The following is a 15191-nucleotide window of genomic DNA, read 5'->3' as shown; positions in this document are numbered from 1 at the left end:
TACCAAAGTCCTATTTGAGTGTTACAATAATAAACCATCTTAACCAATATTTAACACATCGTTCATTGTAAATACGCCAGTTTTTCCAATAATCCATTCGGCAGCAATGACTGCTCCTAAAGCAAAACCTTGTCTGTTATGTGCTGTATGGGATATTGAAATAGTATCTACATTCGAGTTATAATTTACAAAATGAGTACCTGGAACAGCTTCAATACGCTTTGATTCTATCGGAATGGTGTTGGCTTCATCCGTTTCACCCAAAGACCAGCTTTCATTAGTTGTGTTTTCAATAATGCCTTCAGCTAAAGTAATGGCAGTGCCACTTGGCGCATCCAGTTTTTGTGTATGATGAATTTCCTCTAAGTCAACGTTGTATTGAGATAAGTTAGACATCATTTTTGCTAACTGTTTATTTAACTCAAAGAAAATATTGACACCTAAACTAAAGTTAGAGGCGTAAATAAAAGCACCATCTCGTTCTTTAGCCAAAGCAACCATATCGTTATAGTTTTTTAACCATCCAGTAGTTCCAGAAATAACAGGAACACCATTTTTTAAACAATTGGAAATATTTTTAACTGCTGCTTCAGGAATACTAAAATCTATAGCAACATCAGCAGTTCTAATATTATGATTATTTATATCATCGCTTATTTTAAGCACAATAGAATGACCTCGTTCTAAAGCTATGTTTTCGATAGCTTTTCCCATTTTCCCATAGCCAAGTAATGCAATTTTCATCTATTTAAAATTTAAACCCTACTGTAAGTCCTAAGTTGGTTGTAGCATCCATTTCGTTGAAGTTAAAATGCGGTTTTATAGCCAAATTATCATCCACATTATATTGTAGTAAATGTGCGTCTACATTGGCGTCGATAATGTTTAAAGCGTATATACCAATGGTGACCAATAATGAAATTTCTTTGTTTCTGCGTAAAGTACGTTGTGCTCTAATTAAACCGTCGTTAGATATGTTTGGTGATGATAATGGACTTCCATCAGTGCTTTCTCCCCAAAATTCATCATCACTAAAACCAGCCAAACGACGTTTATAAGCATTTCGGTAGCGTTTATAGTCTTTATTGTTATCTGCATAGAAATAAATACCTGTACCTAAAGCAGCATAGACTATGGGGATTTTCCAGTATTTTTTATTGTATGCTTGCCCTAACCCTGGTAAAATGGCAGAATAAAACGCTGCTTTCGATGGTCTTAAAGGGTCAAATGAGTTTTTGGTAATTGTATCTTGAATGACAACATTTTCACCAATGGTTATTTCCTCATTTTGAGATATTAGCGCAAAGGGTAAAAGTAATATTACTACTAGAAGAAAAGCCTTATTTTTCACGCTTAACGAGTTTCTTTATTCTATTAAAATCTTCTTCAGAATGAAATGGAATGGTGATTTTTCCACTACCATTCTTTCCTAGTTTAACGTCAATTTTATGTCCAAAGTATTCCGATATTTCTTTAATGCCTTTTTTAATATGTTTCGGCATTTCAGTTGTCTTTGATACTGCTACTTCTTTATTTTGGCGATAGTTTTTTACCAACTGCTCTGTTTGTCTAACCGATAATTTACTGGTTAAAATTTTCTCGTAAATCTCAAGTTGCGCTACATGATTTTCTATGTTTATAATAGCACGACCATGTCCCATGGAGATAAACCCATCGCGCATTCCTGTTTGAATTATTGGATCCAATTTCAACAATCGCAAATAGTTGGCAATGGTAGAACGCTTTTTACCAACACGTTCACTCATTTGTTCTTGTGTGAGGTTTATTTCATCAATTAAACGTTGGTAGGACAAAGCAATTTCAATTGGGTCTAAATCCTGACGTTGAATATTTTCAACTAAAGCCATTTCTAACGACTCTTGGTCGTTGGCAATTCTAATATATGCTGGAATGGTTTTTAGACCAATTAAACTCGAGGCTCTAAAACGACGCTCTCCTGACACTAATTGGTATTTATTAAAAGCAATTTTACGAACCGTAATGGGTTGAATAACACCTAGTTCTTTAATTGAAGAAGCCAATTCACGAAGTGATTCTTCATTGAACTTTGTTCTAGGTTGAAACGGATTGACTTCAATTCTGTTTAGTTCTAATTCAACAATATTTCCAACAACTTTGTCGGCGTTTTTGTCTTGTGCAGATGTTATATCGTTACTAGGGTCTTTCAACAAAGCCGAAAGTCCTCTACCTAATGCTTGTTTTTTTGTTGCCTTCGCCATTAATCTTCATTTTTTATGATAATTTCCTTAGCCAAACTTAAGTAATTAGTCGCTCCTTTGCTACTCACATCGTAGTTAATTATACTTTCACCATAGCTTGGTGCTTCTCCTAGACGTACATTACGTTGAATAATGGTTTGAAACACCATATCGGTAAAATGCTTTTGAACTTCTTCAACTACTTGATTTGATAATCGTAATCTCGAGTCGTACATAGTCAATAACAAACCTTCAATATCTAAGGCTTCATTATGTATTTTTTGAACACTTTTAATAGTATTCAATAATTTTCCGAGACCTTCTAAGGCAAAATATTCACATTGTATTGGAATAATTACTGCATCTGCAGCTGTAAGTGCATTTAATGTTAATAAGCCTAATGAAGGTGCGCAATCTATTAGAATATAATCGTAAGCCGATTTTAAATGCGTAATCGCTTTTTTAAGCATGTACTCACGTTCTTCCTTATCAACTAGTTCAATTTCAATAGCCACAAGGTCTATATGTGCTGGGATAATGTCCACATTTGGTGAATCGGTTGCGATGATGCATTCTTCTGCAGAACAGCTATGTTCTAACAGTTGGTAGGTGCCAAGAGAAACGTTTTCAACATCTAAACCTAATCCAGAGGTTGCATTCGCTTGAGGGTCGGCGTCTATAAGTAGGACTTTTTTTTCTAAAACGCCAAGCGAAGCTGCTAAGTTTACCGAGGTGGTTGTTTTTCCAACTCCTCCTTTTTGATTAGCGATTGCTATTATTTTACCCATTGATTGATTTGGTTTTACTCGATAATCGAGATTTTAATATATCGAAGATTACTTCGAAATTCATACTCTTTTCTTAAACACCTCGTACGCTTTATCGAGGTAGTTTATGAGCAGTAAAAATACAATTATTTACGAGTTTAAGAAATTGAAGTTGTTAACAAATAACTTTAACATTAGTCGTAATACAGCTTCTTTGCAAATCCATTATTATCCAATTCAATATTTAGATATTTTTCTATATCCTCAACGAAAAAACGATTCTGTGAAATTGGAAGTAGTTTTAGTTTCATGTAATAATCTTTTATTATTAAATGACTATTCAATTCAATTATTGAAACCTTTTTGCCATCAATGATATAATCACCAACATACTTCGCATTATCTAGTTTTTGTTGGTATAATTTTTCAGGAGTTCTTGGCCTAGTTTTTATTGTAATTAATTCAGGGTTATTAATAGACTTATCAATTTTTGCTTCCAAAATTAAATCGAAAAGTTTTATAGTTTCTTTACTGGTGATTTTATCTTTTTGATATGTATTACAAAGGTTGACGATAATTAAATTATCATTAGGAAATATGGCTACTATTTGACCTCCAGTTCCCGAAGCAAAAAACATTTTGTAGTCACTATAATATTCTGAAACTCCCCATAACCAACCGTACCATCTGCCAATTTTATCGCCTCCTCCATGTTTTGAAGTAGGATAAGTGCTATTAGTTACCCATTTTTTTGAAAATATTTGATTATCATTCCATAGACCTTGTTGTAAAAAAAGTTGACCATATCTTGCTAAATCTCTTGCCGACATCTTTAAGTGATAGGCTGGATGATTTGAATATTCTTTTTCATAAAAATATTCACCATCCATAATTCTGTAATCTTGCATTTGTAGAGGAATTGCAACATCGTTATGTAAAGCTTCATAAATTGAAGTGTTGGTTAGTTGTTCAAAAATGGTCCCTAATACATTAAAATCCCAGTTGTTATAAAACCATAAAGAATCTGGTTGTACACTACTTCTTTTAGGTCTATAATCATCAACCCAACTGGGTTCTGCAGCAGCCTTATGATAAATTCCAGAACGAGCTTTTAATAAGTGAATTATTTTTGCAGATTTTTCAAGTTCAGACAACGAATCTTTATCTGTAATTCCAAGTTCTCCAATAGTTGTATTTAAATCGATTGTTCCATTCTCAGAATAAATACCATATAAGGAATTAAGTATTCCTTTTCTTGTTGAATGAATAATAAATCTTCTGTTAATATCGCCCCAGTTTGCTACTATTTTTCCATTTTGAATAACCAAAAAGGCAGAGGATTTTAACGAATCATAATAGGTTTTAGCAGATGCTAATTTTTCTTTGGAAAACCCAGATTGTTCTATGTGCTTATATTTTTTCCAATGTTTATTTGGGTTTTGTGAATATGTGTAATTATTCAATAATACTATTGAAATAATAAGAAAACTATATAGTTTTTTGATAATCATTTTGCAACTAGCTACATTATTATAAGTTTTTGAAGTAATTTTTGAATTTCGTTTAACGACCTGCTAAACGCAGCTCTGCTTTGCGAACGAAAAGATAATAAATTTAAGCAACAATGATTTGAGAATTGGACTGATGTTTATAATTGGGTATCAAAATATTGTTTATCGACTAGGTATCGAAGCTACCGTTAGTAATTAAATTTATTAGATTGGGAGTTCAATAAGTAGATCCAAATTGCATTTAGCACCTGTTATGGCACGTTAAAGGCTTGAGCCTGTCAGCTGTTAAACGAAGTTAGCTTTTTTCTCGATAAGAATCAAGCTAAACTACTCAATCAAAATCTCTAAAATCTTAATCGCAGCCATACTAATTTTTGTGCCTGGACCAAAAACCGCCACTGCACCAGCATCAAATAAATATTGGTAGTCTTGTTTTGGGATTACACCACCAACAATTACCATAATATCGTCGCGATCATAGGCTTTTAATGCTTCAATTACCTTAGGTACTAAGGTCTTATGCCCTGCAGCCAGAGAGGACACTCCTAAAATATGTACATCGTTTTCTACCGCTTGTTTTGCTGCTTCTTCGGGTGTTTGGAATAATGGTCCTATATCCACATCAAAACCAACATCGGCATAACCTGTAGCAACCACTTTAGCACCTCGGTCGTGACCGTCTTGTCCCATTTTGGCAATCATAATACGTGGTCTACGACCATCTTGCTCTGCAAATTGATCTGCTAATTGTTTTGCTTTTTTAAAGGATTCGTCGTCTTTTATTTCTTTACTATACACGCCTGAAAATGATTTTATTTGCGCTTTATATCTTCCATATACAGCTTCAAGTGCATCGCTTATCTCTCCTAAGGTTGCTCTTTCTCGTGCCGCTTCTACTGCTAAAGATAGTAAGTTTTCTTTTCCTGTTTTAGCCGCTTGAGTTAATTTAGATAAAGAGTCTACTACATCCTCGTTATTTCTGGTCTCTTTAAGTACTTTTAATTGTGCTACTTGTGCTTTTCTAACTGTTTGGTTATCAACTTCTAAAGTGGTAATAGCATCTTCTTGCCCTAAGCGGTATTTGTTAACGCCAACAATAATATCTTGTCCAGAATCTATACGTGCTTGTTTACGTGCAGCGGCTTCCTCAATTCTTATTTTAGGGATACCAGCTTCAATGGCTTTGGTCATACCACCTAACTCTTCAACCTCTTCAATTAAAGCCCATGCTTTTTGAGCAATGTCATGTGTTAACTTTTCAACATAATAGCTTCCAGCCCAAGGGTCTACTGTTTTAGTGATATTGGTTTCTTCTTGAAGGTATATTTGTGTGTTTCTTGCTATTCTTGCAGAAAAATCGGTTGGTAAAGCAATGGCTTCATCCAAGGCGTTAGTATGCAAACTTTGAGTGCCACCAAATGCAGCAGCAGCAGCTTCAATGGTTGTTCTAGCAACATTATTAAAAGGATCTTGTTCGGTTAAACTCCAACCAGAAGTCTGACAATGCGTTCGTAACGCTAAAGACTTTTGATTTTTAGGATTGAATTGTTTTACCAATTTAGCCCATAGCATTCTTGCAGCTCGCATTTTGGCGATTTCCATAAAATGATTCATACCAATTGCCCAAAAGAATGAGAGTCTAGGTGCAAAAGTGTCAATGTCCATTCCTGCTTCTAATCCTTTTCTAATATATTCTAAACCATCAGCTAGGGTGTAAGCCAATTCAATATCGCAGGTCGCTCCAGCTTCTTGCATATGGTATCCAGAGATACTAATACTATTGAATTTTGGCATGTTCTGACTCGTATATTCAAAAATATCAGAAATAATTTTCATAGATGGTGTAGGAGGGTAGATGTAGGTATTACGTACCATAAACTCCTTAAGAATATCGTTTTGAATGGTTCCAGCAAGTTGTTCAGGTTTTACACCTTGTTCTTCAGCAGCCACAATATAAAATGCCATAATTGGTAATACTGCACCATTCATAGTCATAGAAACCGACATTTTATCTAACGGAATCTGGTCAAACAATACTTTCATGTCTTCAACTGAATCGATAGCTACGCCAGCTTTTCCTACATCTCCAACCACACGTTCATGGTCGCTATCGTAACCACGATGTGTGGCTAAATCGAATGCTACAGAAAGTCCTTTTTGTCCAGCAGCTAAATTACGTCTGTAAAAAGCGTTGCTTTCTTCGGCAGTTGAGAATCCTGCGTATTGCCTAATGGTCCAAGGACGCCTCACATACATTGTGCTGTAAGGACCACGAAGGTTAGGTGCAATTCCTGCTACAAAGCCGAGGTGTTCAACAGTGTTTAAATCGTCCTTCGTGTAAACAGACTTAACAGGAATGTCTTCGGCGGTTTTATGGTTTTTAACTTCCGTATTCGTGCTTCTAGCTTCGTGCTTTAATGCTATATGTTGGACATTTTTCCTCATTATTTCAGAAGTATCTTTTCAACGTAAGGATCGAAATTAGTTTCCTCTAATGTTGATAATTGAATAAAAACCGTTTGGCCTTTTGAGGAAATAATATACGAAGTGTTATATACATCATTTTTCATGCTTTTTCCACTTACTTTGTAAATTGCCTTAAATAGTTGTTGGTTTTTATCGCCACCATATTTGGCAGTTATTTTGGTGAATTTTGCATCACTATTTTCTTTTACTTTATCATTATTTTCGGTAATTAAACCTAATAATTGAGGTGCATCTTCTTTTGTAAATGCAAAGTATGGTCGTGTATTAATAGTAAAAGTAGAACCATTTTCTTTATCGTAATATATATACAACGAGCCATCCATTTTGCTTAATGATTCTAATCTTTCGGTTTCAATTTCGTATTCTTTTTTTGTGGTTAACGAATCTAATAATCGTTGATATTCGGTTAATGAATATCTTTCAAACGCTTTAGGTAAGTAAATTTGAGTTCCAGTATCTTCTAAAAAATGATATTTTCCAGATAAATTTTCGGTACTCGCTTTTTTATCATCGTTACAAGACAATGTAATAAGCAAGATAAGTATTAAGTAAAAATTTGATTTAAAATTCATAATATGTAACAGTGGGCTGTTGTTATTTTTCATTGTCTAGGCGCTCTTTTTCAATTTTTTCGGATAAACGATGTGGTATAATTGGTTCGATTAACGTTTTTCTTTTATTTCTTTTTAAAAACGGATAGCGTTCTATATCATTTTTCATCTTATCGTTTTTATTTATGTACTTGTTAGTACCCAACAATACAATTTCTTCTTTATCAAACAATTCTTGTTCTTTTGAAGCACTTTCCTTTATTTTTCTTTGAATAATACCTTCTTTTAATTGCTTTAGAAAACCACCATTAGCCTCAATACTTTTAAAAATAGCTAAGGCTTTATCTGCTAATTGCGTCGTTAAAGTTTCAATATAATAAGCACCTTCAGTAGCATTGTTTACCGCATCAAAATAACTTTCGTGTTTTAAAACCAATAACTGATTTCTAGCAATACGCTCACCAAATTCATTGTCGTTATGATATATCGCATCATATCTTAAATTACTAATAAAGTCTGCACCTCCTAAGCTAGCACTCATGCTTTCTGTTGTGGTACGAAGCAAATTAGTGTTATAATCGTAAATGGTTTTGTTGCGTTTTGTAGGTAACACTTTTATGATGCAAGAAAGTGGGTTGGAGTAATACTCTGAAGCCAATGTGTTCCATAATAATCGTAAGGCTTTTAATTTAGCAATCTCAAAAAAGTAATTAGAACCAACAGAGACTTTAAATAGCAAATTGTTTTTTATAGTATCGCCAAAATGGTTAAGGTACTCATTTGTATGTGCTAAAGCATAGGCTAATTGTTGCGTGATGTTTGCTCCAGAATTTTGATAAAGAGACACATTTATAGATACCGATGATTTTAAAGACTTACAATTTGCTATGATATGCTTTAAAACGATGTGGTCTTCTTTTAGATTTTCAAACCAATTACCGCTTTTAGCTAAATGTCCAATAATATCTATTTGAAGATAAAAAGTAGCATTTTCTTCTTCTGCAATATTATTTAAAGTTAATGCATAAGCAGAAGAAAGAAATTCCAACTCAAAAAATATTGGAACGTTTTTTAAGTTTATATTTTTTAAGAGTTCTAATGCGTTTATTTTTTCATTTGCTATAACGAAATTTAAACTTTCGGCACCTTTGTTTAAAACATCTAAAGCTTTTAAGTTAGCTTCTTTTGTATTTTCAACGTGAACGGTTTGACAAATTTGCCAGTTGTGGTCTGAATTAAATAACGAAGTCTTATTCTTTATGTCTTCTGAGCTATAAAAGGGTTTGACGTCTATACCTTCGGGAGAATTCCAAATAAGGGTTTCGTTATAATCTGCTCCTTTTAAATCTAACTGAATTTTTTGTTTCCAGGCTTTGGCAGAAACTGGTTCGAAATCATTGAATAGCTTTTTACTCATTCTTGTTGTCTTTAAGGCTGTCTTCGTATTCAATTATATAAATTTCTTCATTTTCTTTTTTCATATGGTATTTTTCTCTACCGTATTTTTCAACACCTTTATCGTTACTCAGCTTTTTTATTTCTTTTTTGTCTTTTTTAATTTCGTTCTTATAATACTCTCTTTCATTTTCTAGTGCCTTAATGTCATTATTCAATTCGTTATGAATAAACCACGAATTAGAATCAAAAAAAAGCATCCAAATAGCAAATACTAAAGAAATAACAAAGACAACATTTTTAAACGGTTTAAGAAAGCGCTTGTTTTTATTTAAAAAGTTAACCATCACAATCTTTCGTTTATAATTGTTCTTACTATGTCAACTGCAACGGTATTGTACTTATTGTTTGGTATAATAATATCGGCATATTCTTTCATAGGTTCAATAAACTGTTCATGCATTGGCTTTAAAGTGTTTTGGTAACGAGAAAGTACTTCGTCCAAATCTCGACCTCTTTCAGAAATATCACGTTTTAAGCGTCTTATTAGGCGTTCGTCACTATCGGCATGAACAAATATTTTAATGTCGAACATATCTCTGAGTTCAGGATTTGTGAGTATTAAAATACCTTCTACAATCATTACTTTTCTTGGATGTGTTAAAATGGTATCACCAGTTCTATTATGCTGAACAAATGAGTACACAGGCTGATTTATAGGTTTTTGGTTTTTTAATTCCTTTAAATGAGTTGCTAAAAGGTCAAAGTCTATGGATCGTGGGTGGTCAAAATTAATTTTCACACGTTCTTCATAGCTCAAATGTGTTGTATCTTGGTAGTAAGAATCTTGCGAAATGACACCAACTTCTCCTTCTGGTAATTCGTTTAGTATTTGATTAACAACCGTAGTTTTTCCACAACCTGTTCCTCCAGCAATTCCAATTATAAGCATGAATAGTTTATTTGATTAATCAGGGCAAATTTAAGATTATTTCTTCGGAATTATTTTAACAATACCAACATTTTCCACACCAACATAAATATAACCATCGGGTCCTTGTTCTATACTTCTTACTCGACCTAAACCTTCAATAAGTTTCTTTTCTTCAACAATTTTATTTCCATCTAAGACGCATAGGTCTAAATATTGAAATTTAAGCGAGCCAACTAATAAGTTTCCTTTAAATTCGGGATAAATATCACTTGTTACAAATTCCATTCCACTAGGAGCAATAGATGGTGTCCATTGATGTATAGGTTGCTCCATTCCAGCTTTTTCGGTAATTTCAGTAAATTTTGTGCCACTGTAGTTAATACCATAACTTATTACTGGCCAGCCATAATTTTTCCCTGGAGCAATAATATTTATCTCGTCACCTCCTCTAGGACCATGTTCATGCGCCCAAAGTTTTCCGGTTTTAGGGTGTTTGACCATACCTTGCGGATTTCTGTGCCCATAAGAATAAATGGCTTTTTTTGCGTTTCTATCTTTTACAAATGGGTTATCAACTGGAATACGACCATCATCATGTAGCCTGTAAATTTTACCACCATCTCTTTCTATGTTTTGTGGATTTACATCTCTATTACCTCTATCTCCTATGGAAAAATATAAATATCCATCATTATCAAAAGCCAATCTAGACCCAAAATGCTGTCCTCGTTTGCTGTCTGGTGTTGCTTTATAAAGCACTTTTTTATTGGTTAAAGCATTGTTTTCAAGCTTGCATCGCATAATGGTAGTATTTGCGCCATTTCCATCATCAGAAGAGGCGTATGACAAGTATATCCATCCATTGTCATTATAATTAGGATGCAATTCAATATCCATTAAGCCACCTTGTCCTTGCACCTTTATTTCAGGCAAACCACTAATTGTTGTTTTTTTATTGTTTTTATAATGAATTAGCTCACCGCTTTTTTCATTAATTAGCATGGAGCCATCTGGCAGAAAAATAAATCCCCATGGAATATCCAAATCTGGTACAACAACTTCATGTGAATAGTTTCCTGTTTTTGTTGTTGAATTATTAAAAGAAAGAGAATCGGTTGTTTTACTTTCTTTACATGAAAAAGCGCTAAATAATATTAGTAAGGCGATAGGTAATTTTGATAATTTCATTTCATTATTATTTTGACTTGAAAATACGAATAAAAAATTATTTGTTCTTAAAAGAAAGCTATATATTTGCACCTCTAATTTTGATAACCAATTCGGGGTGTAGCGTAGCCCGGTTATCGCGCCGCGTTTGGGACGCGGAGGTCGCAGGTTCGAATCCTGCCACCCCGACAAAAAAAAGCTGAACATTTGTTCAGCTTTTTTTGTTTTCTTAAATAAAACATCTACTGTTTCCTCAGTTCTTTTTTATGAAGCTTAGCAGTGTCTACAAACTTATTTAGAGTGATTTTTGGATTATCGTAAATATAAATCTCGCCACTTCCAGAAACATCTATAAATAGTTCCTCTGTCACATTTACAGCGACATCGCTGCTGTCTTCTGAAAGTATTTCACAATTTATAGACACTAACTCTTTACCTTCAACATTGGAAGAATTACTAGCTCTTACTTTTAACTTATCTAAATTCCCTCGCACTTTGGCATCTGACCTTTGATATAAATCGATAAGCATTCTGTCTGCATTTATTAAAGCATCTAGTTTACTATTGTCACTAAGTTCAAATTTGGTTTCGTTAGCAGTTACATTAAGTTTTACTCTTGCTCTATCACTACTTGTTAGGTTGAAATTTTGTGATTTAATATTTAAAAATGCCTTTGATGTACCACTACTTTTTACTGAAACATCATCTAGGTTTATGGATGTTAACGAACTAATTTCACCATCGTCGATTGTTTCAATGTCTTTTAAAGAGTTTGTGTAAATAACCTTTATGCTCAATTTTTTACTTGAAGTAATGCGTTTAGTTGTTTTAAAACTTAAAACGCTATCGGAAACATTAAACTTGATGACATCATGTAAGTTATCATCAGCTTCTACAAATACTGATGCATTTTCGCCTTCAATAATATCTATAAAGAAGTCTTCTCCAACTAAAATTTTATTGAATGAATTTATTGGAGTTTCTTGAGTTGTTACATTTTTATTTCCTTTTATTCTCTCTTTTTTTTGAGCGTAAACGACTGTATTACAAAGTAAAATAAGAGTAAGTAGTAAACCTTTTTTATGCATCATAATCAAATTAGTATCTAACAAATATAGACAAAAAACCATCCCAAAGTTATATTTTAACTATGGAATGGTTAAACATGATTGATTAGTATACTCCTTTAAGGAATATATTTTTTGATTGGTTTAATGTTTACGTACGCTACCAGAAACGCCATCTTTTTTAGTGACTTTTTCTGGATTTCCGTAGTATTTTATATCTGCGCCACTTGTAGCTTTAGCATATAATTCTTGTGAAGTATTAACAGTAATATCTGAGCCACTTGTAGCTCTTGCCTCACTAATTTTAGCTTTTAAATTTCCCGCTTTTATATCACTACCACTAGTTGCACTAGCAAATAATTTATTTGTTGTTCCAGAAACTCTAAGGTCACTTCCACTAGTAGAACTACAATCTACAATTTGAGCCTCAACTTCTAATTCCATATCGCTACCACTAGTAGTTGATAATTCTAAGTTATCTGCTACAATAGTGTTTGTTGAGTAGACATCACTTCCGCTAGTAGCTGATATTTTTGAAATGTCTTTAAAGCTAACCATTACTTTTTTAGCTTTTGAGTAGCTTATGTTTTCATTGGTAGTAATACGTAGCACACCATTTTCTACTTCGGTTACGATGATGTCGTGTAAGTTTTCATCTGCTTCAACAGTTAAACTCACTTCGTCACTTTGTGTTAAATACACATCCATTCCTCGGCTAACTTTAATTTCGGTAAAATCTTCGTCAAGAAAACGCTCAGCAGTTTCAACGTCTCCATTTCCTCTAACTCCGAAACCTCCAAAATCGAAGTTACACGAAACCAGCAATAAACTTGCAATTAGGGCTGTGATAAATTTTGATATAGTTGTCATAATTTGATTGATTTAATATTCTTTGTAAATATCTATGTTATTGTTATGTCTACAATTTGTTTTATTCTGAACTGTAGATTTTTGTTTCTGAATTGTTAATTATCTGTCGATTTTATAGTAATGCCACTGGAATCAATAGTGGCTTTTACTTCTCCATCTTTATATTCGATTTTATCACTGTCTATTTCTAATGATCCTTCATCATCTTTAATTTCAATAATTGAATCTTCTTCTTCGCAGTCTAAACACTCAATATCATTATACTTAATTTTTAAGAAATGATTTTCTTTTCCGCGAGATATAATATCTGATCCTAATCTCCAGCTTCTTTTGTTACGTGTACTTTTATCCGAATAAATAACGCTTCCTTCTGGCATATATAAGATAATTGTTACATCTTGATTCCTAAACTTATTATCGGCATCCGTTAAGAAATAATTGTCTAATGCTAATTTCCCATTTGTATAATCAAAATTATAGTCTATTTCTTCTGCACGATCTCTAGCATCTTGATAAGTTCTTCCTCTAGCGTCTTTTACAATTTCCATATAAGCTATAGAATCTTTTGTTGATTTTACCAAGAACCTTACGTCCGATGAGTAAATTTGCTTTTTATTATTCCCATCAAATACGATATCAAAATCATTGCTTCTGTATTTATTGCTAGCATATTTTTCGTTATTTACCATTTCAACAAATAAGGTGTCGTTGGCTTTTACATTCAACTCAATAGTTTCCGTAAATTCACCTTCTCTTGAAAATTCTGCTACTTCTCTCGCTGCAAAAATGGCTAAAGTAACGATGGATGCTAACCATAAACCAAAAAGTGTGAAATTGGCTGTTTTACCTAAGGATTTAAGGTTATCAACTAAAATTTTCAATCCTAAAATAAAGATGAAAAAGAATGGTATTCCTACTGCAAAAAGCACTAATAAAGATACTACCCAAATTGGTAAATTGGAGGAGTAGAAGGTGTGTGCCATATCGATACCATCAAAATTGAAAATATCTACTACGCCAACAGATAATAAGCTCACAATGAGAGAAATTAGCGTTGTAGCACCAACAATAATTAAGATAATACCTATGAATTTGGCAAAAATCTTAAAGAAAAACATAATTACATTTCCAAGGGCATCAAAGAATGAACGTGATTTATGCTTTACCTTATTGCTAACACCGTCATAATCGGCATTAGAAATTCGATCTGCTACGCCATCAAGACTTTCTTTAACATTACTAAACCCTTCTTTTACTTTTTCTTCTATATTAGTAATGTTAACTGGCTTTCCCGACATTGCCAGTTTTTCAGATGTTGTTTCTGCAGCTGGCATTAATATCCAAAGTAAAATATAAACAAGAATTCCTGTTCCTGCGCCAAAAAACAATAGCACCCAAATAAGCCTAATCCATAGAGGTTCAATACCAAAATAATGGCTTAAACCAGATGAAACACCACCTATATAAGCATTTTCGGTATCTCTATATAATTTTCTCGTAGTGTCTGTTCTTGAAGATTTGTAAGATTGTTTTGGCTCGTCTTCAAATATTTCTTCATCTACTATATAGTCCTCAGGTTGTCCCATAATAGTAATAACTTCGTCTACTTCTTTAATAGATACCACTTGTTTGTCGTTTTCAACTCGCTCATTGAAAAGTTCAGCGATTCGTGTTTCTATATCAGCTATTATTTCATTTCGACCTTGGGAGTCTGTAAATGAACGTTTAATAGCCTCAAGGTAGCGTTGTAACTTTTGGTAAGCATTCTCATCTATATGAAAGAATGTACCTGCTAAATTTATATTGACTGTTTTATTCATTTTTTTGTTGTTTTTTCTCTTGTTACTAGGTTAACTGCGTTTTGTAATTCGCTCCAAGTAGTATTTAATTCGTTTAAAAATAGTTTCCCCGTTTCGGTTAAGCCATAATATTTTCTTGGAGGTCCAGATGTTGATTCTTCCCAGCGATAATTGAGAAGACCTGCGTTTTTTAAACGTGTAAGCAACGGATAAATCGTGCCTTCGACAACGAGCATCTTTGCATCTTTTAAGGTGCCCAGAATCTCTGCAACATAGGCATCGTCGTCTTTTAAGACCGATAGTATGCAGTACTCTAAAACGCCTTTACGCATTTGTGCTTTTGTGTTTTCTATCTTCATGTGTTCATTTTTGTTTGTTTTCTAATAGCATTTTAAAACTGATGAGGTTTGGTGATATTAGAATT

The 15191-nt window shown here is 33.2% G+C and carries 15 protein-coding genes and 1 tRNA gene; 1 reads left to right on the top strand and 15 read right to left on the bottom strand.

The genetic code is table 11. From position 1 onward, the window contains the following. Window positions 1-39 precede the first annotated feature (39 nt). From dapB to HB672_RS12285, 11 genes are all read right to left on the bottom strand, one after another. On the bottom strand, window positions 40-744 hold the full coding sequence (gene dapB / locus HB672_RS12335; protein ID WP_167769832.1) for a 4-hydroxy-tetrahydrodipicolinate reductase: 705 nt from the start codon (window positions 742-744) through the stop codon (window positions 40-42). A gap of 4 nt (window positions 745-748) precedes the next feature. Continuing rightward, the gene (locus HB672_RS12330) at window positions 749-1351 is read right to left on the bottom strand and encodes a DUF5683 domain-containing protein (RefSeq protein ID WP_167769831.1); all 603 of its coding nucleotides are present in this window, start codon (window positions 1349-1351) and stop codon (window positions 749-751) included. Next, on the bottom strand, window positions 1341-2240 hold the full coding sequence (locus HB672_RS12325) for a ParB/RepB/Spo0J family partition protein (RefSeq protein WP_167769830.1): 900 nt from the start codon (window positions 2238-2240) through the stop codon (window positions 1341-1343). Before HB672_RS12325 ends, HB672_RS12330 begins: the two co-directional genes overlap by 11 nt. After that, window positions 2240-3007 carry an AAA family ATPase gene (locus HB672_RS12320; RefSeq protein WP_167769829.1) on the bottom strand — a complete coding sequence of 256 codons (768 nt, stop codon included), beginning with the start codon at window positions 3005-3007 and terminating at the stop codon, window positions 2240-2242. Before HB672_RS12320 ends, HB672_RS12325 begins: the two co-directional genes overlap by 1 nt. Before the next feature lie 173 nt (window positions 3008-3180). Next, window positions 3181-4497: a serine hydrolase gene (locus HB672_RS12315; RefSeq protein ID WP_167769828.1), complete on the bottom strand. Its 1317-nt coding sequence runs from the start codon at window positions 4495-4497 to the stop codon at window positions 3181-3183. 327 nt (window positions 4498-4824) lie between these two features. Beyond that, window positions 4825-6945: a methylmalonyl-CoA mutase gene (gene scpA / locus HB672_RS12310; protein WP_167770201.1), complete on the bottom strand. Its 2121-nt coding sequence runs from the start codon at window positions 6943-6945 to the stop codon at window positions 4825-4827. After that, a complete protein-coding gene (locus HB672_RS12305; RefSeq protein ID WP_167769827.1) occupies window positions 6942-7556 on the bottom strand; it encodes a hypothetical protein in 615 nt (204 codons plus the stop codon). The genes scpA and HB672_RS12305 overlap by 4 nt, the downstream gene beginning before the upstream one ends. Before the next feature lie 22 nt (window positions 7557-7578). Then, complete coding sequence (locus tag HB672_RS12300; RefSeq protein ID WP_167769826.1) at window positions 7579-8952, bottom strand: methylmalonyl-CoA mutase subunit beta; 1374 nt, start codon at window positions 8950-8952, stop codon at window positions 7579-7581. After that, complete coding sequence (locus HB672_RS12295; RefSeq protein ID WP_167770200.1) at window positions 8945-9277, bottom strand: septum formation initiator family protein; 333 nt, start codon at window positions 9275-9277, stop codon at window positions 8945-8947. Before HB672_RS12295 ends, HB672_RS12300 begins: the two co-directional genes overlap by 8 nt. Beyond that, complete coding sequence (gene udk / locus HB672_RS12290) at window positions 9277-9882, bottom strand: uridine kinase (RefSeq protein ID WP_167769825.1); 606 nt, start codon at window positions 9880-9882, stop codon at window positions 9277-9279. Before udk ends, HB672_RS12295 begins: the two co-directional genes overlap by 1 nt. A gap of 36 nt (window positions 9883-9918) precedes the next feature. Continuing rightward, window positions 9919-11052 carry a PQQ-dependent sugar dehydrogenase gene (locus HB672_RS12285; protein WP_167769824.1) on the bottom strand — a complete coding sequence of 378 codons (1134 nt, stop codon included), beginning with the start codon at window positions 11050-11052 and terminating at the stop codon, window positions 9919-9921. A 93-nt stretch (window positions 11053-11145) separates the two neighbouring features. On the opposite strand from HB672_RS12285, the gene HB672_RS12280 reads away from it, so the two are divergent. Further along, window positions 11146-11220: transfer RNA gene (locus HB672_RS12280), tRNA-Pro, on the top strand. Window positions 11221-11273: 53 nt separating this feature from the next. Here the strand turns inward: HB672_RS12280 and HB672_RS12275 are convergent. From HB672_RS12275 to HB672_RS12260, 4 genes are all read right to left on the bottom strand, one after another. After that, window positions 11274-12122 carry a DUF2807 domain-containing protein gene (locus HB672_RS12275; RefSeq protein ID WP_244306617.1) on the bottom strand — a complete coding sequence of 283 codons (849 nt, stop codon included), beginning with the start codon at window positions 12120-12122 and terminating at the stop codon, window positions 11274-11276. Between the two features lie 120 nt (window positions 12123-12242). Further along, window positions 12243-12968, bottom strand: a complete 726-nt coding sequence (locus HB672_RS12270) for a head GIN domain-containing protein (RefSeq protein ID WP_167769823.1) — start codon at window positions 12966-12968, stop codon at window positions 12243-12245. A gap of 95 nt (window positions 12969-13063) precedes the next feature. After that, window positions 13064-14788 carry a PspC domain-containing protein gene (locus HB672_RS12265; protein WP_167769822.1) on the bottom strand — a complete coding sequence of 575 codons (1725 nt, stop codon included), beginning with the start codon at window positions 14786-14788 and terminating at the stop codon, window positions 13064-13066. Further along, entirely contained in the window at window positions 14785-15126 is a 342-nt protein-coding gene (locus HB672_RS12260; protein ID WP_167769821.1) for a PadR family transcriptional regulator, read from the bottom strand. Before HB672_RS12260 ends, HB672_RS12265 begins: the two co-directional genes overlap by 4 nt. Window positions 15127-15191: the final 65 nt, after the last annotated feature.

Source organism: Gaetbulibacter sp. S0825 (assembly GCF_011777505.1).
Taxonomy (GTDB): domain Bacteria; phylum Bacteroidota; class Bacteroidia; order Flavobacteriales; family Flavobacteriaceae; genus Pontimicrobium.
Note: the sequence above shows the minus strand (reverse complement) of the source record. Positions and strands in the feature narration are given on the sequence as shown.